Source organism: Streptomyces sp. ISL-11, from assembly GCF_018614525.1.
Lineage (GTDB): Bacteria > Actinomycetota > Actinomycetes > Streptomycetales > Streptomycetaceae > Streptomyces.
Window position 1 is genome coordinate 1 of sequence record NZ_JAGGOL010000084.1, and the last position, 21,807, is coordinate 21,807.

At 72.9% G+C, this 21,807-nt stretch carries 17 protein-coding genes; 6 read left to right on the forward strand and 11 right to left on the reverse strand.

Annotated elements, in window-relative coordinates; genetic code table 11:
- From J7E86_RS18300 to J7E86_RS18325, 6 genes are all read right to left on the reverse strand, one after another.
- Positions 1-529: NAD(P)-dependent oxidoreductase (locus J7E86_RS18300; protein ID WP_215082771.1), on the reverse strand; the 529-nt coding region annotated here is incomplete at its 3' end.
- Positions 530-538: 9 nt separating this feature from the next.
- Positions 539-1,252, reverse strand: a complete 714-nt coding sequence (locus J7E86_RS18305) for a sugar phosphate nucleotidyltransferase (protein WP_215082772.1) — start codon at positions 1,250-1,252, stop codon at positions 539-541.
- A 50-nt stretch (positions 1,253-1,302) separates the two neighbouring features.
- Positions 1,303-2,304, reverse strand: coding sequence for an SDR family NAD(P)-dependent oxidoreductase (locus J7E86_RS18310; protein ID WP_215082773.1), 1,002 nt, complete (start codon positions 2,302-2,304; stop codon positions 1,303-1,305).
- Positions 2,305-2,369: 65 nt separating this feature from the next.
- Complete coding sequence (locus J7E86_RS18315; RefSeq protein WP_215082774.1) at positions 2,370-3,830, reverse strand: hypothetical protein; 1,461 nt, start codon at positions 3,828-3,830, stop codon at positions 2,370-2,372.
- Positions 3,827-5,368 (reverse strand): GT4 family glycosyltransferase PelF, encoded by a 1,542-nt coding sequence (pelF, locus tag J7E86_RS18320; RefSeq protein WP_215082775.1) that lies wholly within the window; start codon positions 5,366-5,368, stop codon positions 3,827-3,829. The genes J7E86_RS18315 and pelF overlap by 4 nt, the downstream gene beginning before the upstream one ends.
- Before the next feature lie 64 nt (positions 5,369-5,432).
- The gene (locus J7E86_RS18325; protein WP_215082776.1) at positions 5,433-7,607 is read right to left on the reverse strand and encodes a hypothetical protein; all 2,175 of its coding nucleotides are present in this window, start codon (positions 7,605-7,607) and stop codon (positions 5,433-5,435) included.
- A gap of 826 nt (positions 7,608-8,433) precedes the next feature.
- Between J7E86_RS18325 and J7E86_RS18330 the strand changes: the two genes are divergently transcribed.
- The 3 genes from J7E86_RS18330 (at position 8,434) to J7E86_RS18340 (ending at position 11,384) form a co-directional block, all read left to right on the forward strand.
- Positions 8,434-9,420, forward strand: coding sequence for an NAD-dependent epimerase/dehydratase family protein (locus J7E86_RS18330; protein WP_215082777.1), 987 nt, complete (start codon positions 8,434-8,436; stop codon positions 9,418-9,420).
- A 108-nt stretch (positions 9,421-9,528) separates the two neighbouring features.
- Positions 9,529-10,647: an esterase family protein gene (locus J7E86_RS18335; RefSeq protein WP_215082778.1), complete on the forward strand. Its 1,119-nt coding sequence runs from the start codon at positions 9,529-9,531 to the stop codon at positions 10,645-10,647.
- A gap of 287 nt (positions 10,648-10,934) precedes the next feature.
- The gene (locus tag J7E86_RS18340; RefSeq protein ID WP_215082779.1) at positions 10,935-11,384 is read left to right on the forward strand and encodes a hypothetical protein; all 450 of its coding nucleotides are present in this window, start codon (positions 10,935-10,937) and stop codon (positions 11,382-11,384) included.
- Positions 11,385-11,414: 30 nt separating this feature from the next.
- Here J7E86_RS18340 and J7E86_RS18345 read toward each other — a convergent pair whose 3' ends face one another.
- The 3 genes from J7E86_RS18345 to J7E86_RS18355 form a co-directional block, all read right to left on the reverse strand.
- Positions 11,415-11,624 carry a DUF5302 domain-containing protein gene (locus tag J7E86_RS18345; protein WP_215082780.1) on the reverse strand — a complete coding sequence of 70 codons (210 nt, stop codon included), beginning with the start codon at positions 11,622-11,624 and terminating at the stop codon, positions 11,415-11,417.
- 90 nt (positions 11,625-11,714) lie between these two features.
- The gene (locus tag J7E86_RS18350) at positions 11,715-12,287 is read right to left on the reverse strand and encodes a hypothetical protein (RefSeq protein ID WP_215082781.1); all 573 of its coding nucleotides are present in this window, start codon (positions 12,285-12,287) and stop codon (positions 11,715-11,717) included.
- An 8-nt stretch (positions 12,288-12,295) separates the two neighbouring features.
- Positions 12,296-13,726, reverse strand: a complete 1,431-nt coding sequence (locus J7E86_RS18355; RefSeq protein ID WP_215082782.1) for a HEAT repeat domain-containing protein — start codon at positions 13,724-13,726, stop codon at positions 12,296-12,298.
- 492 nt (positions 13,727-14,218) lie between these two features.
- On the opposite strand from J7E86_RS18355, the gene J7E86_RS18360 reads away from it, so the two are divergent.
- Positions 14,219-15,700 (forward strand): PP2C family protein-serine/threonine phosphatase, encoded by a 1,482-nt coding sequence (locus tag J7E86_RS18360; protein ID WP_215082783.1) that lies wholly within the window; start codon positions 14,219-14,221, stop codon positions 15,698-15,700.
- Positions 15,701-15,842: 142 nt separating this feature from the next.
- Here J7E86_RS18360 and J7E86_RS18365 read toward each other — a convergent pair whose 3' ends face one another.
- Positions 15,843-17,351 (reverse strand): hypothetical protein, encoded by a 1,509-nt coding sequence (locus J7E86_RS18365; protein ID WP_215082784.1) that lies wholly within the window; start codon positions 17,349-17,351, stop codon positions 15,843-15,845.
- Positions 17,352-17,587: 236 nt separating this feature from the next.
- Here J7E86_RS18365 and J7E86_RS18370 point away from each other — a divergent pair, with 236 nt between their 5' ends.
- The gene (locus J7E86_RS18370) at positions 17,588-18,697 is read left to right on the forward strand and encodes an aminoglycoside phosphotransferase family protein (RefSeq protein WP_215082785.1); all 1,110 of its coding nucleotides are present in this window, start codon (positions 17,588-17,590) and stop codon (positions 18,695-18,697) included.
- A 260-nt stretch (positions 18,698-18,957) separates the two neighbouring features.
- Positions 18,958-20,964: an N-acetylmuramoyl-L-alanine amidase gene (locus J7E86_RS18375; RefSeq protein WP_215082786.1), complete on the forward strand. Its 2,007-nt coding sequence runs from the start codon at positions 18,958-18,960 to the stop codon at positions 20,962-20,964.
- Between the two features lie 61 nt (positions 20,965-21,025).
- On the opposite strand, the gene J7E86_RS18380 is transcribed toward J7E86_RS18375, so the two are convergent.
- Positions 21,026-21,523: a hypothetical protein gene (locus J7E86_RS18380; protein ID WP_215082787.1), complete on the reverse strand. Its 498-nt coding sequence runs from the start codon at positions 21,521-21,523 to the stop codon at positions 21,026-21,028.
- Positions 21,524-21,807 lie beyond the last annotated feature (284 nt).

Genomic DNA, 21,807 nt, shown 5'->3' on the forward strand with positions numbered 1-21,807 from the left:
CGGCCCGGCGCAGTTCGGCGGCCAGCCGGCCGGGCAGGGAGGCGCGGGGCGCGCCGGGGCCGACGGGGTTGAACACCCGCAGGACGACGGCGTCGAGGCCGGAGCCGGTGACCGCGAGGGTGCCGGCGAGCTTGGTGGCACCGTAGAGGCCGACGGGCCGGGTGGGGTCGGTCTCGGTCAGGGGGCGGTCGGTGGGGCCGTATTCCGCGGCGGAGCCGAGGTGGATCAGGCGGGTTCGGGGGGCGGCCTCGCGGAGGGCCTCGCACAGGACGGCGGGGCCGCGGGCGTTGGCGCCGGTGAGGGCCACCGCGCTGCCGCCGACCGCGCCCGCGCAGTTGACGACGGTGTGCGGTGCTGCCTCGCGCAGTGCGGCGGCCAGCCGGGCCGGGTCGGCGGTGGCCAGGTCGACGGGCAGGGCGGCGCCGGGGGCGCGGCCGCCGTCGAGCACCCGCGCGCCCGGAAGGGCGCGCAGGCTCTCGACGGCGTGCCGGCCCAGGAAGCCGGTGGTGCCCAGGACGAGAATGCGCATGCGGTCCGGTCACGCTCCCTTGATCAGCATGTCGCGGTGCAGGGAGAATTCCCGGTTGGCCCGGTCGTAGTCGTCGGGGCGGCCGATGTCGAGCCAGTACCCGTCGAACTCGTAGGCGTGCGGCGGGCAGTTGTCCGCCAGCATGTCCAGGACCAGTTCGTCGAAGCCCAGCGGCAGGCCGGGCGTGTAGCGGGTGAGGGCGGAGCGGGAGACGCCGTAGACGCCCATGGAGACGCGGTAGTCCATGCTGGGCTTCTCGGCGAATGCGACGACTCTGCCGGAGTCGGTGGTCAGGACACCGAAGTCGATGTTGACCTGGCGGGCGTACGTGGCGATGGTGAGCGGCGCTCCGGAGGCCACGTGGGTGCGGTGGACGTCGCCGAAGTCGAGGTCGGTGAGGATGTCGCCGTTCATCGCGACGAAGTGCTCGGGCAGCCGGTCGATCATGGTGAGCAGCGGCCCGATGGTGCCCAGTGGGCTTTCCTCGGTGGTGTAGTCGACCGTCATGCCCCACTGGGAGCCGTCGCCGACGTAGGCGCGGATGATGTGGCCGAGGTGTCCGATGGCCAGGGTGCAGCTGGTGAATCCCGCGCCGGCCAGCTGGCGCATCACGATCTCCAGGATCGCGTGCTCCTCGCCGATGGGAACGAGCGGCTTGGGCAGTGCGGTGGTGTACGGCCGGAGCCGCACGCCCTTGCCTCCGGCAAGTATGACTGCGTGCATGGGTGCCGTCCTCTCTGCGTTGGTGACGTCGGGGCGAGCGGTGCTCCGCGTCAGACGTTGTAGATGCCGGCCTTGTACCGGGCGAGGTTCTGCGGGTCGCGGAAGAAGTCGACGGTGTGGGCGAGGCCCTGTTCGAGGGTGTGGGCGGGGGCCCAGCCGGTGGCGGTGCGCAGCCGTTGGGCGTCGCAGACGAGCCGCATCACCTCGGAGGCGGCGGGCCGGATGCGCTCGGGGTCGGCGCGGACGTCGAGGTCGGTGTCCATGATCTTGCCGATCAGGGTGACCAGGTCGCCGATGGAGATCTCCTCGCCGGTGCCGGCGTTGAAGGTGCGGCCGACGACGAGGTCGGCGGGTGCGGTGCCGACGGCGAGGAAGGCGGCCACGGTGTCCTTGACGTAGCTGAAGTCGCGGGTGGGCCGGAGGTCCCCGAGGGTGATCTCGCGCTCGCCGGCCGCGACCTGGCCGATGACGGTGGGGATGACGGCGCGCATGGACTGGCGGGGGCCGAAGGTGTTGAAGGGCCGCAGGGTGACCACGGGGAGGGCGAAGCTGGCGTGGTAGCTGTCGGCGAGGCGGTCGCCGCCGGCCTTGGAGGCGGCGTACGGCGACTGGGTGTTGATGGGGTGGTCCTCGGAGATGGGCACGGTCTGCGCGGTGCCGTAGGTCTCGCTGGTGGAGGTGTGGACCAGGCGCGGTATGCCCAGGTGGCGTACGGCTTCGAGGACGTTGAGGGTGCCGGTGACGTTGGTCTCGACGTAGCTGTGCGGTGCGCGGTAGGAGTACGGGATCGCGATGAGCGCGGCGAGGTGGTAGACCGCCTCGGTGCCGGCCAGGAGGCCGTTGACCGAGCCGGGGTCGCGGACGTCACCGAGGACGACGTCGACCTGGGACATCACCTCTTCGTCGAGGGTCTCCAGCCAGCCGTAGGAGGAGAAGGAGTTGTACTGCACCATCGCCCGTACCCGGTGGCCGGAGGCGACGAGCGCCTCGACCAGGTGCGAGCCGATGAATCCCTCCGCGCCGGTGACGGCGACGGGTGCGGGTGCGGGCATGCTGGATCTCCTTGGGGAGCGCGGGGCAGGTGCGGTGCGTAGGCGGGTGCGGTGCGGGCGGTGCGTCAGCGGTGCGTGGTGAGCCGGCCGAGCAGGCCGGTGGCGACGGCGAGAAGGGCGGCCGCCGTGCAGGTACAGACGACGAGTTGAACGGTGACCGGGGCCGAGATGTCCAGAGTGAGCGCGGCCGTCTCCGCCCCGGCCGCGCTCAGACACAGCGCGGCGGGGGCCCAGGCGGCGCCGAATGCCTGGAGCAGCAGTCCGGTCCACAGGACCGCCCCCAGCGCCAGCAGCGCCGAAAGGCGTGGCGCGGTCAGGGGCGGGCCATCCTGCCACAACGCCCCGGCCGCCAGGGCGAGAACGCAGAGGGCGCCGAGATATCCGGCCACGCACAGGGCGAGCACGCGGACCACCGCGATCAGCAGTCCCCGGGGGCTCGTGGTGCGGGCGAGGGCCTTGAGTGCCAGGCTCCGGCAGCGGTAGAGCAGCCATTCCGCGGCTCCCATACTGAGGGTGAGCGCGATGACGGCGGCACCCGCGGTGGTGGCGCCGGGGCTGTGGCGCAGGACGTCGCCGAGGGCGGCCAGCGTCGTCAGCACGCCGCAGCCGAGACCGAACAGGCCGTACGGGAGGGAGGCGAGCGGCGAGAGGGCGGGGGGCGCGGGGGCCTTCTCGCCGTCGTCGCGGGTGCGCCGGATCTCGTGGGCCGCCGAGCCGAGCACGCCGCCGAGGGTGAGGAGCAGCAGCGCGATCCGCAGGGCGGACGGCAGGGGGAGGACGAGGAGCAGGATGCCGCCGGCGGCGGTGGGGGCCAGAGTGAGCAGCAGCAGCCGTTCGCGGCCCAGTACCAGCAGTACGGTGGCCGCGGCCAGGTAGAGCGCCTGTCCGGCCGCGAAGGCGGTGACGCCGGGGATGCCGGGGGCGAGGAACGCGGCGGCGGTGGCGAGGGCCGCGCCGAGCGGTGCTCCCCCGCGCAGGCAGCGGCCCGCCGCGGCCCGGCCGCCCGAGGCCAGGCGCAGGTACGCGCGGTGGGCGAGCCCCTGGTTCCAGGCCCAGGCCACGAGCGCGGAGGCGACGAGGCCGCCGGTGCCCGCGGGAAGGCCGTAGCCGTCCCGGGCGCCGGTCATCAGCGGTGCGCCGAGGGCGTAGCCGAAGCCGGGCAGGGTGAACACCAGGGCCCGCAGGGCGAATCGGCCGGGATGGGCCTTCCACGGGTCGGGGCGCGGGCCGGGTTCGGGGTGGCCGCGGGGGACGCGGGCGAACAGTTCCGCCGCCAGCTCGAAGGCGTCGCCGCGGCCGTAGCGTTCGGTGATCTGTTCGCCGGTCAGGCCGTCGGCCTCCAGGACGGCCGCGATCTCGTCGGGGTGCACGGCGGCCGCGCACACCTCGGCGAGTTCCTCGGCGAGCGCGTCGATCGGGTCCGCCGCCCATTGCGGCCGGGGTCTGGTGCGGGCGGCCGCCGGGGCGGCGGCCAGGTCGTGCGCGGGTTCGGGCTCGCCCGGTACGAGCCGCAGGAGGCCGCTCATCCCGCATCACCGGCGGCCATGGCCATGGCGGGTGCGTCCTCCCGCTGCAGTGCGCGCTGCCGGCGGCGCCAGGGGCGCTCGACGGCCGGTTGCCGCCTGCTGTCGGCGAGGTCGCGGTAGATGTCGCGGAAGGCGTTGATGGTCTGGCGGAGGGTGAACTGTTCGATGACCCGGAGCCGGGCCGCCTCGCCCATCCTGGCCCGGGTTCCGGGGTCGTTGAGGAGGGTCAGCGCGGCTTTGGCCATGCTCTCGGGGTCGCGGGGCGGTACGACCAGCCCGCTGTCGCCGACCGCCTCGCGCACTCCGCCCACGTCGGTGGAGACGGTCGCGCGCCCGCAGGACATGGCCTCGATCAGGGTGAAGGGGAAGCCCTCGCTGATGCTGGAGAGCATCACGATGTTGCCGGCGGCGTAGGCGTCGCGGATGTCCTCGACGCGGCCCTCGAAGACGACGGCCTCGGCGACGCCGAGTTCGGCGGCGAGCTTCTCGCAGGCGGTGCGGTAGCCCTCGCCGCCGCGCGGGGTGCCGCCGAAGAGCCGCAGCCGGGCGGCGGGGATCTCGGCCCGTACGAGGGCGAAGGCGCGGATCAGGGTCTCCAGGCCCTTGATCGGGTCGACGCGCCCGGCCCAGCTGAGCGTGGGGACGTCCGGCTCCGGTCCGGCGGGCGGGAACGCCGCCGGGTCGACGCCGTTGTAGACGGTGCGGATGCGCTCGGGCGGGGTGCCGCCGTGTTCCTCCCAGCGCCGGTTGTAGCGGTTGCCGGGGGTGACGAGGGCGGCGACCCGGTAGCTCTCCACCGCGAGCATCCGGAACAGCCCCAGCATCAGGGCCTTGACGGGCCACCGGTAGGGCTCGGCGCGGAAGCCGAGGTAGCGCTCGCGCAGATAGATGCCGTGTTCGGTGAGGAGGAAGGGCGTGCCGTGGCGGTGGTGGGCGATCAGGCCGGGCAGTGCGGCGAGTCCGCCGCTCACCGCGTGGGTGACCCCTTCGGCGGGCGGGTCCGCGGCGAGCGGGCGCAGCGCGTGCTCCAGCAGGTCGGTGGCCAGCAGCGCGTCGTGGAGCGTGGGGCGCGCGGCGGCCGTGGCGAGGCCGGGGCGCTTCCACAGGCGTACGAGCGTGCGGGCCGCGGCCTCGCCGCGCAGGGCCGGGGCGAGGGTGCCGGCCGCGGCGTACTCGGCCAGCCGGTAGAAGGCCCGCGGGAAGTGGCGCTCCTGGTCGGGGTCGAGGAGGGTCAGCAGGAAGAGTTCGTAGGCGGTGAGGAGGTCGCGCAGGTCGCGGCCGCGCGGGGCCCGGCCGGCGGGCGGCGGTCCCCACAGCGGGTGCGTCCGGACGCTGCGGACGTGGGAGGGGAGGTCCCAGGCGAGCGATTCCCGGCCGGTGCCCGTCACGGCGATGATCCGGAAGTCGACGTCGGGCATGCCCTGGACCAGCTGGTCGCACCACACGCTCACTCCGCCGTGACTGTGCGGGTAGGTGCCTTCGGTGAGCAGGGTCACCGAGGGAGTGTCGGATGCCGTTTCGGCAAGCGGTCCGTGCATGAAAGTCGGTTCTCTCCAAAGAGGGCGCGGCTCGGGGTGGTGCGCGGAGCGAGCGGGACCGGGGTCATCGGCGGGCGGCGTCGGCCGGCCCGTACGGGACGCGCTGGGTGACGCCCTTGGGTACGGGCAGCGACGCGGCCGGAGCCTGGACCGGTGCGGTGCGCGACGGGACGGCGCGGGCGGGCGGCGTGGCGTCGGCCGGCAGGGTGAAGGAGAGCTGGGTCTGGCCGGCGGCGGGGGCGGCCCACCCGGAACGTGCCCCGGCGTAGGCGGTGCCGAAGGCGTCGGTGGTACCGGTCCGCACGGTGCCGTCGGGCAGGGTCACGGTGGCCTGTACGCCGGCGGGGGCGCTGACGGTGACGGCGGTGCCGATCCGGTGGGCGGTGACCTTGCCGGCGGTGAGCGCGGTCTTCCAGGCGGCCCGCTTGCTCATCTCGGTGCCGATGTCGCGCATGCGGAGGTTGACCAGCGGGGTGTTGTCGGCGAAGAGGCCCTTGTAGTCGCCGAGGACCTTCTCCAGGACCTTGTAGCCGATCCGCTCCTCGGCGAGGTTCGACTGATGCATGAAGTGCGGGCGCGGGTTGTTGGCGAGGACGTGGCCCAGCGCGATGCGGGCCTCCAGGGGCGTGATGTAGGAGGCGAAGCCCGTGGTGACGTCCAGCGGTGCCTTGAGGCAGGTGGTCGTCGTGGAGTTCTCGCAGATGCCGCTGCCGCCGTCGGCCTTCTTGGTGTAGAGCCAGTTGTATTCGTCGGTCTGCTCGGCGGCGGTGCCGACGTTGTAGTAGACGTTCATGGGGTAGCGGGGCACGGTCAGGGCGGAGCCGACCGGGCGCTGCTGGGGCTCGCGGGAGTTGTCGCTGGCGATCCAGGTGACGCCGCTCTGGGCGAGGACGGGCGCGAGTTCGGGGTTGTCGCTCGGCTGCTGGGGCAGGGTCTTGAGACCGGAGTGCTCACCGGTCACCAGCTCGTCCTTGTCGAGGATCAGGCCCTGGCGGGCCGCCCAGGTGAGGTTGTCGTTGATCTGGCCGCCGATCATCTGGCGGGGGACCCACTGCGTCCGGCCGAGGAAGTCGGTGGCGCACTTCCAGGGGACAGTCGTGGTGTTCTGCACGCAGCCCAGGAAGGCGTGGGTGTAGGTGTGGTTGATCCAGCGGTAGGACTTCTGGTCGGCGGTGAGCTGCTGGAGGAGCGGGTCGGGCGCCCCGCCGTGCTCCGCCTTGTATTCCTCGCTGCCGACGCCGTTGTAGGCCAGGTCCAGGGTGAGGCCGTGGCTCTGCGACCACTGTTTGGCGTAGACGGCGTCGGCCGCGGTCATCCGGAGGGAGGGCTTGTCGGGACTGGGGTTACCGGGGCAGTCGACGTCGCCGGGGGTGCACTTGAGCTTGGTGTCCCAGCGGTCGTCGGAGGCGAAGACGTCATCAACGTGCACGCCCAGGTAGCTGCGGGAGGCGCCCAGGTGGACGCCCCGGGTGACCCACTCGACGATGCCGCGCGAGACCAGCCGGAACTGCGTCTGGTACTGGTTGGCGACGAAGGTGACGACCAGTTCGCTGCGGCCGTCGTGGTCGTACTGGCCGATGAGCGAGCCCCGGGCCGTGCCGCCGGGGATGGGCGCGTCGAGGAAACTGGTGTACTTCGCGCCGTCCGCCTGCTTCTCCAGGGGTGTGGCGAGGTAGCCGTAACTCTCGTTGACGGTGGTGTCGTTGTCCTCGAAGGGAACGTTTTTCCTGAGGTAGCCGAACGGCCCTGTGGCGGTGGTGCCCTCCGCGGTCACCTGCGCGGTCTTCCCGTCGAGCGGACCGCTGTAGCCGGCGTCCTGTGGGGTGTTGAGGCCCACGGCCGGCCGGGCGTAGGCGTAGGCGTCGACCTGCCGTATGCCGAAGCGCTTCTCGTACGACGCCAGGGCAGCCATCTCCGGCGAACCGGCCCCGAAGGGATTGTCGTTGGGCAGCACGACGCCCTGGAACTTCGCCCGTGGTCTGCCCTCCACCGTGTCGCTGAGGAACGCCTCGTCGACGCGCGGCCGCCCGGATTCGGTGAGGTCGACCGTGGTGTACGGGGTGCCGGCGTCGTCGAGTTCGGCGCGTATCGCCTCGGTGGCGGGGCCGCCGTCATCGACGACGAGCAGCCTCAGGTCGACCCTCGGCGCGTCGGCGGCGTGGGCGCCGCTCAGCGGCACGGCCATCGTGAGCAGGACTCCGGCGGCGCACGCCGCGGCAAGACGGGTCGTACGACCCATTGGATTCTCCCCCCAGAACGGCACGTCGCGCAGAAATGCGCCGCCGTCCGGTCATGACGTGTACGAGCGGGCGCGCCGTCACCCGGCGGGCCGCTCCATACCTCGAATGGTCCCCATGACACGGCCCCCAGCACGATCGCGCCTCCCCACGCGACCGCCTGCTCCCCCCGGTGCGCACACCGATGTCCGCACCCGAGCCGCACGGCCCGGAGCCGGGGCCGTACGACGGTGTCCGGGCGGCCGGGCACAGCTGTGCCGCGGCTCCGAGAGACACCGCTGCCTCTCGACCGCCCAGCCATATAGTGCGCCATGCCCGGGGGCCGCGCTGGCCCACTGCCGAGTAGCCCCGGCGGCGTTCACGGCGACCTGGCCGGAATTGACCGGGCCATGGCGCGACCGCCCACCGGAGGAGGGTCCGTACGACTCCGGTGCCTCCTCGCGTCATCGCCCCGGTGACCTGTGGTGACAGTGATGCGCACCGCGGCCCGGTACGGAGCTCCCATCCGGAACCTCAGAGGCACCTCAAAAAACGGGGCACCCGGAGATCGGCCTGATGACGGCTGTCCGGCTTGCCTGTTGCATCCGCTCATCGCCGGATACATCACCCACCCGCGGCCCACGGCCTCGCCACCGGCGTCCGGCACGGCACGCAACCGGAACCAACTGGCTCCCCTCTCAGTAAGGTTGCCCTCTCTTTCGGTGCGCCGGCCGCGCGTCCCGCCGCCGCGCGAAGGGGCCGGGCCCCGGGGCCGCCGTCCGCTCCTGGCGATTCCGCTCAGAGCGTGGAGTGCTTCCCAAGTGTGATCCCTCGGGGCAGGTTTGCGGGATGAGGCTTTTGATATTGGGCGGTACGGAGTTCGTGGGATACGCCGTCACGGAGGCGGCCCTGGCACGCGGCTGGGAGGTGACCGTCTTCCACCGCGGTCACCACGCACCGCCGGCGGGCGCGGCCGCCCTGCGCGGCGACCGGACGGCGCCGGAGGGGCTCACGGCGCTGGGCGCGGGCGAGTGGGACGCCGTCGTCGACACCTGGTCGGGCGCGCCCTCGGCCGTGCGGGACGCGGCGCGGGCGCTCGCGGACCGCGCCGGGCGGTACGCGTACATCTCCAGCGGATCGGTGTACACCTTCCCCTCGCCGGCCGGACACGACGAGGACCACCCGGTGGTGGACGGCTCGCCCGACGCCGGCGAGGTGGAGTACGCGCAGGCCAAGCGCGGTGGCGAGCTGGCCGCGGCCGGCGCCTTCGGCGACCGGGCGCTGCTGGTGCGGGCCGGGCTGATCCTCGGCCCCCGGGAGAACATCGGCCGCCTGCCGTGGTGGCTCAACCGGATCGCCCGCGGCGGACCGGTCCTCGCTCCCGGGCCGCGGGACCTGGGCCTGCAGTACATCGACTCCCGCGACCTCGCCGAGTGGACCCTCGACGCCCTGGAGAAGGGGCTCGGCGGCCCGTACAACCTCATCAGCCCGCCCGGCCACACCACGACGGGCGAGTTCCTGGAGAGCTGCGTGCGGGTCACCGGCTCCGACGCACGGCTGCGCTGGACCGAGCCGGAGGCGATCCTCGCGGCGGGCGTCGAGCCCTGGACGGACCTGCCGGTCTGGGTGCCGCCGGGCGAGCTCTACGACGTCCTGCACCAGGGTGCGGTGGACAAGGCCCTGGCGAGCGGGCTGCGGTGCCGGCCCGTCGAGGAGACGGTGGCCGACACCTGGGCATGGCTCAGCGAGCTGGGCGGAGTGGCTCCCCAGCGGCCGGACCGTCCCGTGCTCGGGCTCGCCCCGGAGACCGAGGAGAGGCTGCTGCGGGAGGCGTAGGGACCCGCCTCGCTCCGCACGCCGAAAGCGGGGAAAGGGACATCGAGGCGAACCCCTCACGGCCGGTTCCCGTCTCCCGGGGAAAGATCCTCCAAGGGAGTGACCACCGTGGGCCTTACGTCCCAGACGCTGCTGACCGTGCTCCTGCTCGCCGCCCTCGGGGCGGGCGCCCTGACGCTGTGGCTGTGGCCACGCGCCGCGCGGAGAAGTCCTCTCGCGTGGGCGTCCCGCCTCGGGCTGCTCGTACTGACCCAGGTCTGCGTGCTGTCCGTGCTCCTGGTCGAGGCGAACAACCGGTTCGGCTTCTACTCCACCTGGAACGAGCTCCTCGGGCGCGCCTCCAGCCGCCAGGAGCTGCGGGAGGCGGGCGGGAAGGGCGAACGCCCGCCCGCGCTCACCGTGAAGGGCCAGGAGTCCATCGGCCTGCAGGGCACCCGGGAGAAGGCCGGCCAGGTCGACCGGATCGAGATACGCGGGCCCGTCAGCGGACTGGGCATGGACGGCTATGCCTACCTGCCGCCGCAGTACTTCCAGAAGGAGCACGCCAAGGAGAAGTTCCCCGTGGTGGTCGTGATCACCGGTCAGCCGGGGGTGTCGAAGAACCTCATCACGCAGCTGAAGGTTCCGCAGGCCGCGTCCGCCGCCATCATGGCCAAGGAGATCCGGCCGACCATCTACCTGCTGGTGCGGCCCTCGGTCGTCGCCGACCGCGACACCAACTGCACCGACGTGCCCGGCGGCCCGCAGGCCCTGACCTTCTTCGACCAGGATCTGCCCCTGGCCGTCTCCGCGCAGTACCGCGCGGCGGACGCGCCGGGCAGCTGGGGCGCCGTGGGCAACTCCACGGGCGGCTATTGCGCGTTGAAGCTCGCCATGACCGACCCCGCCCGGTACGGCGCCGCGGCGGGCCTGTCCGCCGACTACTTCGCCCGCCAGGACGGCAGGACCGGCGACCTCTACGCCGGGAGCAAGCAGTACAAGAGCGAGAACGACCTGATCTGGCGCGTCGAGCACATGCCCCCGCCGCCGGTGTCCCTGCTGCTGTCGACCAGCAAGTCGGGCGAGGAGAACTACCGGCCCACCCTGACCTTCGCGGACAAGGCCAAGGCGCCGACCAGGGTCGCCCGGCTCGTCCGCGACGAGGGCGGCCACAATTTCCAGACCTGGCGCGAGGAGTATCCGGTCGTGCTGCGCTGGCTGGACAAGGAACTGGCCGCGAGGAAATGATCCGCCGCGCCCGGCCACGGCCTCCCCGAACGGCCCGGTGAACGCACCCGCCACCGCCGTCGCACCTCGCCGTCCCCGGCGGCCGGCCGGCCTTCCCGCCGATATCGCCGCGAATGGGCTCCGCAAACCCGGCACTCCGGAATGAGCCACCATGCGCCCTGATGGCGACCCTCCGAGTGTGCGGATAATGGGGCCGCGCTCCGGCGGCCGGACCCCTGACGGGGTTCGGGTGCCGGGGCCGTGAAGCACGTACGAGAAAAACCCAGGAGCACCTTATGGGGGCATGGATGAACACCGAGCTGAATCACGACGCGCGGCAGGGCGGTCCGGAGGCGGGGGCGCCCGCCCTGCGGCGCCGGAACCGCCGGGCAGTGGTCCTCGCGGTCCTGGCCATGGCCGCGGCGCTGCTGGTCTCGCCGGCGGCGGCCGAGAGCCCCGCCCGTCCGGCAGCCGCGACCGGTCAGGTCCAGGTGGCCGCCGGCACCGCCGCCACGTCCGCCGTGACGGCGGACACCGCCGAGTCGGAGCCGGTCCTGGCCTCCTCGCACCACCAGCGGGCCGACAAGGACCGTAAGACCACGCTCGCGAAGCCGAAGAAAAAGAAGAAGAAGAGCTTCTTCAAGAAGCTCGGGATCGTCCTGATCGTGGTGATGATCCTGGTCGTGGTGCTCGTGCTGGTGCTGATCGCACTGGCCGTCCACTACGTGCGGAAGGCTCTCAAGCGCCGCCGGTCCTGAACCGGACGGCGGTCGGCGCCCTTCGGGCGGTCAGCCGCTCTTGCGGCGGAAGGAGCGCTGGCCGCCCGCCTTGCCGTGAGTGCCGTGGATCTTGGAGCCGTCACGGCCCCGCTCACCGGCACCCGCGTCGGCCGACTGGCCGCGCTTGCGCTCCAGGGCCTCGCGGAACTTCCGCTTCACATCGTCCTCGGCGTCGGTGTCGTTCTCCGGTACGTCCTGGGACGCGGTGCTGTCCGTCATCAAAAACCTCCTGGTCATGGCGGCTGTCGCCCCAGCTTCGCACGCTCGCGCGCCCACCGTGACCAGATTTACGGTCGGCGGCCGGCTGCCTCAGCCCACCGCGATGTCCCCGTCGGGCAGGTCCTCGACCGTCACCGCGGCGCGGGGCTGCCCCAGACCGTCGGCCACGGCCCGCGCGATGCCCTCGGGGTCGGGTCGCGTGGGGAACGGCACGCTCTCCCCGTCGCCGTAGCTCTCGATCGCCTTGACGAAATAGCCGGGGTACCAGGCGCCGGTCGCGCCCCTGACCTCGACGGCGCTCACCGGCCGGTCGCCCACGCGCCGCTTGAGGGCGGCGAGGATCTCGTCGGAGCGGTACTCACCCGGCACCCGGAACAGACTGGCGTGGGCACCGGCCCTGGCGCCGTCGCCCAGGCGGACGGTCACGGTCAGGCAGCTGGTCACGCTCGGATAGAGGATCGTGCCGCCCGGCGCGGCCTCCCCCACCTGTCCCTCGGTGATCCGCACGACGGCGGTCGCCCCGCCCGGGGCGGTGGCCGCCGGCCGGGGCCTGGCCTCCGCCACGGAGCCGAGCTGCGGGGCGAGCAGGACGGACACCGCGGCGCACGACAGCAGCAGTGCGCCGGCCCTCGGCAGGACACTCGATATGATCTTGGACTTCATGCCGGGAATCATCCCGCCGAGGGCGCCTCCGGACCAAAACGGCTGCGGACGGCGGTCTGCACCTCGTCCTCCTCGGCCGGATCGGCGGCGAGCCTGCGCAGCTGGTCCACGACCCGGGCGTCGGCCGTCGTGGCGTGGTGGGCCGCGAGCTCGCGGGTCGTCTCCTCGCAGTCCCACAGGCACTCGACGGCGAAGCCGCGGCCGAAGGACGGATCCGTGGCGGCCAGCGCGCGGGCCGTACGGCCGCGCAGGTGGGAGGAGCACGTCTCGCGGTAGATGTGCCGCAGTACGGGCGCGGCGCAGCCGATCGACAGGCGCCCGGCGCCCTGGACGAGGTCCCACAGCACCGGGGCGTCGGGCCCCTCGGCCCGGACGGTCCGGCGCAGGGCGCTCAGCACGAGCGCGGAGTCGTACTGCCCGCCCCGGCAGGCGATCATGCCGGCCGCGGCGGCGCCGAGGGCATCGGTGCGGTGGATCCAGGCGCGGGCCCGTTCCAGGGCGGCGGTGGAACGCATGCGGTCGAAGGCGGTGACGGCGGCTTCCGCGACCAGCTCGACGGGATCGGCGGCGGCGGCCTCGATGAGGTCGAGGGCCTGGGGGTCGTGGTGCTCGGCGAGGTAGCGCAGGGCGGTGGCGCGGGCGGCCTCGGGTCCCGCGGCGGCGGCCTGGATGATCTCCAGTCGGTCCTCGGGGCCGGCGACGGCCGTCAGGCACCGGGTGGCGGCGACGTGGCGCAGCTGCGTGGGATGGAGGGCGAGGCCCTGCTGGGCCCAGTCCAGGACCTCGCGCACGCTCCAGCCGGGCCGGGGGCCGGTGGGGCGGAGCTGGCGCTGCCAGCGGTCGAAGGAGCTCTGCTCCTGTGCGGCGCGCACCCGGGCGGCGGTCGCCGGGGACTGCTGCTCGTCGGCCCACAGCCGCCAGGGGCGGGGCTCGAAGGCGTCGCGCACGGTGGTGGCGAGAGCGCGCTCGCCCTCCGGATCGAGCGGGAAGCGGGCCAGGACGCTCTCACCGAGGCCCAGCAGGCCGGCGTCGTCGTCGCGCAGGGCGAGCTCGTCGAGGGCCCAGGCCCAGTTCGCGCCGGAGATGGCGTAGCGGCGCAGCAGCAGGAGGGCGTCCTGGCGGCCGTAGGAGGCGAGGTGGCCGAGGACGGCCAGGGTGAGGCCGGTGCGCTCCTCGGCGGTGTCGAGGAGGTCGACGGGGTGGAAGAGGTGCTCGGCGAGCTCGTCGAGCCCGGCGTCGAGGTCCAGACACAGGCGGGCGTAGTAGAGCGAGCGGTTCTCGACCTGCCAGTCCCGCCTGGGGTCGTGCAGCACGCAGTGGTACAGCGCCGCGAGCGCCTCCGCCCGCGGCGCCGCGAGGGCATGCAGGGTCCCGTCGCCGCGGCCTCGCTGAAGGAGGCCGAGCAGGGTGCCGCTGGGCGCTATGTCTGGTTCGAACATGGGGTCAGCATCCGGTGCGGGGAGTCGGCTGGCAACGGGATTTCCATCGTCCGGCATTCTTGCCGGTGTCCATCAGGGCTATGCCTGGTGAACAGCGGTGATTCGGGTCTTCGAGCGCCCGCAGCCTACCTGGAGCGAAGCATTCCGCCGAGTCGTGTCCGAATTGCCCTCTCCGGGCCCGCGAGCGCCCGCGCGACCTGACCGGACGCCTGCCCACCGGATCACCACCGCCTCACCACCGGACCCCGCCGGGGGGGGCCACCCCCCTTCACGTCCCGTTCGAGTGCCCGTTCGGGGCCCGCGCGCCGGAGGCGGCCTCCTTATGCGCCACGGAAATGCCGCGTGTCCCATGCCTTGGGCATGTGCCCTCGACACCACCGGATCGGGTGTTGCCAAACCACTTACGGGCCCTCGCTCGCTGTGCAACAGTCGTTACCGGCCCTTTCCCCGGACCCAGGAGCCGGCCGCGCCGCGCCGGTATCGGAGTACGACATGCCGTCCCCTCTGCACGCGGATCGTTCCGACGCTCGGCCACCCGAGCACGGCACGGTCGACGCGCTCATTTCCCAGACCCGGCGGTTGCGCGGTGGCGTCGACGCCGTGCGCCGTGAGACGGCGGGTGAAGAGCTGTCGGAGGATCCGCAGCTGCGCTGGCAGCGCGCCCTGTGCGACCTCGCCGTGCACCACCTCGACAATCTCGGTGAGCACCTCGGCCAGCTCCGTGAGGGCTTGCCCGGCGGCACCGACCCGGACGAGGCGCCCGCCGCCCCGGCCGCTCCCGTCGCCCCGGCGGGCACCCTGGACGCCGGTCAGGACGCGGCAGCGCCCGGCCGGGCCGGCAGCGCCGAGTGGAATTTCCTCAATGACCACGTCACCTGGTCGGATGAACTCTTCGAGCTCTTCGGCCGGCGGCCCGAGGACGGGGCACTGACCCTCGACGAGCTCCCCTCCTGCCTCTTGGAGGAGGACAGAGCGCTGCTGACCGCGCTGGTCACCGACTGCCTGGTGGACGGCAAGCCGATCGACGGGGAGTTCCGCATCGTGCGCGGCGACGGCGCCACGCGCACCGTGCACATGATGGGGCAGCCGGTGCTCGACACCGACGGCGCCACGGCCTCCATGTGGGCCGTCTTACGTGACGTCACCGCGGAGCGGCGCGGCCGGCGGGCGGTGCACGAGTCGCGTGACTCGCTGCACCACCAACGGCACGTCGCGCGCACCGAACACCGGCTGGCGGTCGAGCTCCAGGAAGCCGTGCTGCCGCCGTGGCGCGGCTCCCTGCGCTTCCCGCAGAGCACCGGCGGCCCGGCCGGCTCCCGCGGCAACCTCGACCTCGCCGCGCACTACCTCCCGTCCGCCAGCAGCGCCCTCATCGGCGGCGACTGGTTCGACGCCCTCCAATTGCCCGACGGGCGGACGCTGCTGAGCGTCGGCGGCCTCACCGGACACGGTGTGACCGCCACCTCGACCATGGCCATGCTGCTCGGCGCGCTACGCGGCATGGCCATCACGGGCGCCGAGCCGGGGCCGTTGATGGGCTGGCTCAACCACCTCCTCGACGCCTCCGCGCAGCCCGCCCTGGGCAGCGCGGTCTGCTGCCGGTACGACCCCGTCCGCCGCGTCCTCAGCTGGTCGCAGGCCGGCCACCCCGCCCCGGTCCTCTTCCGTGCCGGACGGGGCCGGGCGCTCCAGCCGCCCGAGGGGCTCCTCCTCGGAGCCGTCTCGGACGTCACCTACGCACAGGCGGAGGAGCCCCTGGAACCGGGGGACGTCCTCCTCCTGCACACCGAGGGCCTGGTGCCGCACAGCGCCGAGCCGGGCATCGACACGGACACCGAGCGGCTGCTGGACTTCGCACCGCGGATCGCCGCGGCCAGGAACGCCCAGGACTGTGTACGGGCCGTGCTGGAGGAGTTCGGAGCCATGGAGCGCGAGGACGACGCCTGCGTGCTGGTCGCCCGGGTCCCCTCCTGAGGTATCCGGCTTCCTGAGGTCCCGAGGGAGAGCTGAGGGTCCCGAGGGAGAGCTCACGAAGCCGCGGGCGTTCCCGGAGGCATTCGGAGAGACCTGCGGAGCCGCCCTGCCCGGACGGTGATCGAGGGCCCGCACGGGGCCCTCACACCACCGCGCTTCCGCCCTTGCCCGCACCGCCCTTGGCCGTGTTCCTCGGCCCCTTGGGCAGCGCCCGCTCGATCTCCTCCCGCAGGGTCTCGATCCGGGGATAGCCCGCGTACTTCCCGGTCAGCCGGTACATCTCGCGCAGCCGGTCCCAGGTGCGATGCGAGGAGGTCTCGCCGATCGACACCAGCGCCAGCCGGGCATAGGTGTCGGCCTGCTCGGGGTCGTTGCCGATGAAGCACGCCGACGCCATGGAGATGTAGTCGAAGATCATCGACCGCAGCGTGTCGTTGCCCCGGAGCGCCAGAGCCTCCTTGGCGTGCTGCTGGGCGACGGACGCGGCCCGCGGGTCGTGCTCCGCGAGCGTGCGGTAGGCGAGGGCCTGCATGCCGTGCAGTTCCATCTCGTCGAACTTCTGCATCCAGCTCGGCGGCGGCACATCGCCCTTGTCCGAGATGAACAGCTCCTCGGCCTCGCCGAGGGTCCGCCGCATGGCCTGGCCACGGCCCATCGACGCCTGCGCCCACGCCTCGATCGTGCACAGCATGGCCCGGGTGCGCGGCAGGGTCTCCTCGCCCGAGCCGGACTTGGCGAGCTTCATCAGGTCGAGAGCGTCGTCCGGGCGGCCGAGATGGACCATCTGCCGGGCGGCGCGCGAGAGCGCCTCCCCGGCCCGTGGCCGGTCGCCGCCCTCGCGGGCCGCGTGCGCGGCGATGACGAAGTACTTCTGCGCGGTGGGTTCCAGTCCCACGTCGTGGGACATCCAGCCGGCGAGCACCGCGAGATTCGCGGCGACCCCCCACAGCCGGCGCTGGAGGTGTTCGGGGTGGTGGTAGGCGAGCATCCCGCCCACCTCGTTGAGCTGGCCGACCACCGCCTTGCGCTGCAGCCCGCCACCGCGGGCGGCGTCCCAGCGGCGGAAGACCTCGACCGAGTGCTCCAGGGCATCGATCTCGGTGGATCCCACGGGCGCCGCTTCATAGCGGTCGAGCCCGGCGGGGTCGGCGTGTGCGGTGTCCATCCGCAGGTCGTCGAAACGGGGGGCGTCGGAGGCGAGAACCGGATCGGAGTGCAGCCAGTCGCGCATCGCGCTGCTGAGTGCTGAGCCTGCGGCGAGCGCGGCGCCCGCGCCCACCAAGCCGCGTCGGTTGAGCATGAGGTCCATTCCCGTGAATTCGGTGAGGACCGCGGCAGTCCGTTCGGGCGGCCAGGGCAGTCCGTCCGCGGACCTGCCCTTACCCGCACGCCCTCTCCGGCCGAACCCGAGGTCCTCGATGGTCACGACACGACCGAGTCGCTCGGTGAAGAGGGCTGCCAGCACCTTGGGCACGGGATCGCGGGGTGACTCCCCCATGTCGATCCAACGCCGCACCCGCGAGGTGTCGGTCGCCAGCTGCGGATGGCCCATGACGGCCGCCTGCCGGTTCACGAGTCTCGCGAGTTCGCCCTTGGACCAGCCGGCCAGGCCGAAGAGGTCCGCCAGGCGGGTGTTGGGTTCCCTTGTCACGTCAAGCCCCCAGGTTCTCGGCTGACTTGAAGGTATCGGCCCGTCATGGGCCAAGCGAGTATTCGCCAGGGTTCGCCAGGGTGCGCCAGATGGTGTGCCACCCGCGGGTGGGTGTGATGTAGGAACGCGCCACCCCGGCCACCCGGCCGCCGGACCGCATTCCCCAGGGTGCACCGCTGCCGGGGGACCGGGGGAGCGCCGCCATTCGCCGGCACACGAAGGGATCTGTTCCGCTCATGTATGCAGCCTCGTCCTCCGTGTCCGCCCCGCCCCGGCCGCTCCGTCCGCAGCACGCCGGCGGCGGCCCGTACCTCGACCCCTCCCATGCCGCGGGAGCTGCCTTCGGGGGCGGACGGGCCCGGCGGGCGCCGGGGATCGGTGGCCAACCGCTCAGCGGGAGAATCGACTTGTCCGGCCCCCAGGGCGCGCAGCTGCGCACGGCGATCGCCGCGGTGCACCGCATCTGCCCGGAGTTCAACCCCGTCCAGGTGCTGAAGCACAGCGGGCGCTCGGTGCTGCTGGTCGGGTCCACCGGCCGCAGCACGGCCGTGGCCAAATGTTTACTGGACCACTCCCCCGCATGGGCCGAGCGGTTCCGCCATGAAATAGCTACATACCGGGCGTTCGTCCGGCACCGCCCCCCGGTGCGGGTGCCCAGGCTGATCGCCGCGGATCCCGACAACTGCACCCTGGTCATCGAGCGGATGCCGGGCCGCCCGGCGGCAGCCCGGCGCCATCCCACGGACACCCCGCCCCGGGCGGACGTCCGGGCGGCGCTGGGCGCGATCTGCCGGGTCAACCTCTGGCGGCCCCCGGCCGGCATGTTCGACATGCCGCTCGACTACGGCAAGCGCATCGCCCGCTATCACGAGCTCGGCCTGCTCACCGACCGCGATCTGGGCGACCTCCAGAAGCTGCTGCACGGGCTGGCCCATGTGCAGGGGCAGTTCTGCCACGGCGACGCGCTGCTCCCCAACATCCTCCTCTCCCCCGCCGGGCCGGTGCTGGTCGACTGGGACCAGGCCGGCTGGTATCTCCCGGGGTACGACCTGGCCACCCTGTGGACCGTCCTCGGTGACGCCCCCGTGGCGCGGCGCCAGATCAGCCAGCACGCCCAGGCCGCGGGCCCGGTCTCCCGTGACGCCTTTCTGGTGAATCTGATGCTCGTCCTCACCCGCGAGATCCGTACGTACGAGACGGCGGTGCAGCGGGCCATGCACGATCCGGCGCCGTCGGTGCCGGGCACCACGGAGTCCGGCGAGGAGCAGCGGCTGCTGCTGCGCCGGCTGCACGACGACTGCGCGCTCGCCAGGCGCGCGGTACGGGCCGCGGTCGGCACCCGCTGACCGTCGGCCGGTCCGCCCCGACGCGCCGCGCCCCCAGCGCGGCGCGTCGCCGTGTCACCGGTACGGCCCCACGCCCCACCCTCCTCGAAACTTCGTACGAGTGCTTCTCTCGGCGCGCACGCTGACATGCGCGGTGCCAAGGGGGTGAGCTTGATTGACGGATCGTCATCCAGCGGATACCTCTGGTACGTCCGGTCCCGCACGCCCGATCGCGCACCGACCATCCCAGCGCGTGGCACTGCCGTCCCGAGGAGGCCGCATTGCGAGGATCCGCCCCCGAACCCCGGACCAGTCCCCCGAGAACGCCACGAAGAAGTCGCCGTACGCGCCGGGTGGCGGTCGCCGTCGCCGCGGCCACCTTGGTCGCGCCCCTCATCGCGGCCGCGCCGACGGCGACGGCCGGGCAGCCGAGCTCCGGTGCGCTCCAGCAGGCGTTCGCGGACGCCTCGGCGAAGTACCACGTCCCGCAGAGCGTGCTGCTGGGCGTCTCCTACCTTCAGTCGCGCTGGGACTCCCACGGCGGCACACCCAGCGTCACCGGCGGATACGGCCCGATGCACCTGACCGACGCCGGCACCGCCCTGGCCGCGGCCCCGCACCACGGCGACAGCCGGGAGGACCCGCGCGGCGACGGCGCCCGGCCGTTCACGGGCGCCCGGTCCACCCGTACCGCCCCTCTGCCGACGCCCGATGAGCTTCCGGCGCGGCTGCGCAGCCTGGAGCGGGCCGCGGAGCTCTCCGGCCTGTCCCCCGCGGCGCTGCGCCGGGATCCCGCGGCCAATGTCCGGGGCGGTGCGGCCCTGCTCGCCGCCGCGCAGAAGCGCCTGGGCCTGCCCCTGAGCGATGATCCGGCCGAGTGGTACGGCGCGGTGGCGAGCTATCCGGGCTCCTCGGACAGCGCCACGGCGGCCACCTTCGCCCGGGATGTCTACGACGTGATGCGCGCCGGCGAGCGGCGCGTCACCGACGCGGGCCAGCAGGTCGCCCTCCCGGAGGACCCCGGCCTGTCGCCCCGTACCGATCAGGTGCGGCGGCTGGCGCTCCCGGCGACCGCGGACGACGGCGTCGAGTGTCCCGCCTCGGTGGCGTGCGAGTCGATCCCCGCGCCGTACCAGCAGCTGGAGGGCGCCGACTACGGCAACCACGACCTCGGCAGCCGGCCCACGGGGCAGAAGGCCGACTTCATCGTCATCCACGACACGGAGGGCTCGTGGGAGACGACGATCAAGCTGATCAAGGATCCGACGTACGTCTCCTGGAACTACACCGTGCGCTCGGCGGACGGGCACATCGCGCAGCACGTGCCCACCAAGGACGTCGCCTGGCACGCGGGCAACTGGTACGTCAACGCCAAGTCGGTCGGCATCGAGCACGAGGGGTTCCTCGCCCAGCCGGACGCCTGGTACACGGAGGAGATGTACCGCACCTCGGCGCGGCTGGTGCGGCATCTGGCGGAGAAGCTGAAGATCCCGCTGGACCGGCAGCACATCCTCGGCCATGACAACGTCCCGGGTACGACGCCGGGGACCATCCGGGGCATGCACACCGACCCGGGCCCGTACTGGGACTGGGCGCACTACTTCGAGCTGATGGGCAAGCCCGTCCGGCCGACCGGCGGTTTCTTCGGCGGTCTGGTCACCATCCGGCCCGACTACGACACCCATACCCCGGCCTACACCGGCTGCACCGAGCCGGCGAAGCCGTGCGACGCCCACGGGTCCGGCGCGGTCCGGCTGTACACCGCGCCCAGCGAGAGGGCCCCGCTGGTGAGGGACATCGGGCTGCACCCGGACGGCGGCGCGTCGACGACCGACGTCAACGACACGGGCGCCCGCGCCTCCACCGGCCAGCAGTTCGCGCTCGCCGACCGGCAGGGTTCGTGGACGGCGATCTGGTATCTGGGGCAGAAGGCGTGGTTCCGGAACCCCTGGTGGGAGCCGACCGCGGTGAACGCCTACGGGCCGGTGGTCACCCCGAAGGACGACGCTGGTGACGTGCCGGTGTACGGGCGGGCGTATCCGGAGAAGGAGGCGTATCCGGCGGAGGTGCCGGTGCAGGCCGTGACGCCGCTGCCGTACAAGCTTCTCGCCGGGCAGCGGTACGTGGTGGGCCAGCGGCTGACGAGCGAATACCTGTGGGCGAAGACCTTCGATCCGGCGGGTCACAAGGTGGTCCGGGGCAAGGACGTCTACTACGAGATCCAGTTCGGGCACCGGGTGGCCTTCGTCAGGGCCGCCGACGTGACCGTACGCCCGTCGAACCGGTAGGGCCGGACGTGCGAGGAGCCCGGTACGGCGGTCCGTACCGGGCTCCGGGGTGTGCGGGGTGTCAGACCTGCTGGAACATCTCGGCGGGCAGCGGCTTGAGGAGCTGGTAGAGCTCGTCGGTGATGGGCCGGTCCCAGCTGGCGATGGTGACGAGGACGCCGTCGCTACGGTCGAACTGGGTGCAGGAGATGCGGCCCTCGGAGCACTTCACGCGCCGCACGATGAGGAGGTTGTCCTCGTGCATGACGGGGATGTCCTCGGTGTCCAGCACGTGGACGGGCTCCTCGTTGCCGAGCGCCGCGAGCAGCTGGGTCACCTCGAAGGGCACCTGTCCCTCGTCGACCTCGCGCGCGGGGGATCCCTCGGGCAGATTGCCGATGATCATCGCTGGGCCGCGCCCGCCGAACAGGTCATAGCGGAGGAAGACGCCCTGGCAGCTGCCGTCGGGAGCGGGCAGCAGCCCGGCCCCGAGGTCACCCGGCCAGTCCCCCGGGTCCATGGCGAGGACGTCGAAGTCCGGCCCGATGGGCGTTGCGCTGCGGCGGCGGAGGAACGACATGCCCACATCGTACGTGCCCGCCGCCGTCGTGTGACGCCGGGGAGAGCGACGACGCGGCGCTGCCGGGCTGTGTCCGGCGGGCCATGCGTCCTCAAACGCCGGACGGGCTGAAAGCGGCTGGGCTCAGCCGCAATCAAGCCCGTTGGGGGCACCCCCAGCGGTAGCTGGGGGAACTGCGAGCGGGCGCTGCGGGGCGGGGCGTGCGCACCACCGCTGCGCGGCGGTGTCCTCAATCGCCGGACGGGCTGACATCGGCTGAGCCCAGCGAAATCAAGCCCGTCCGG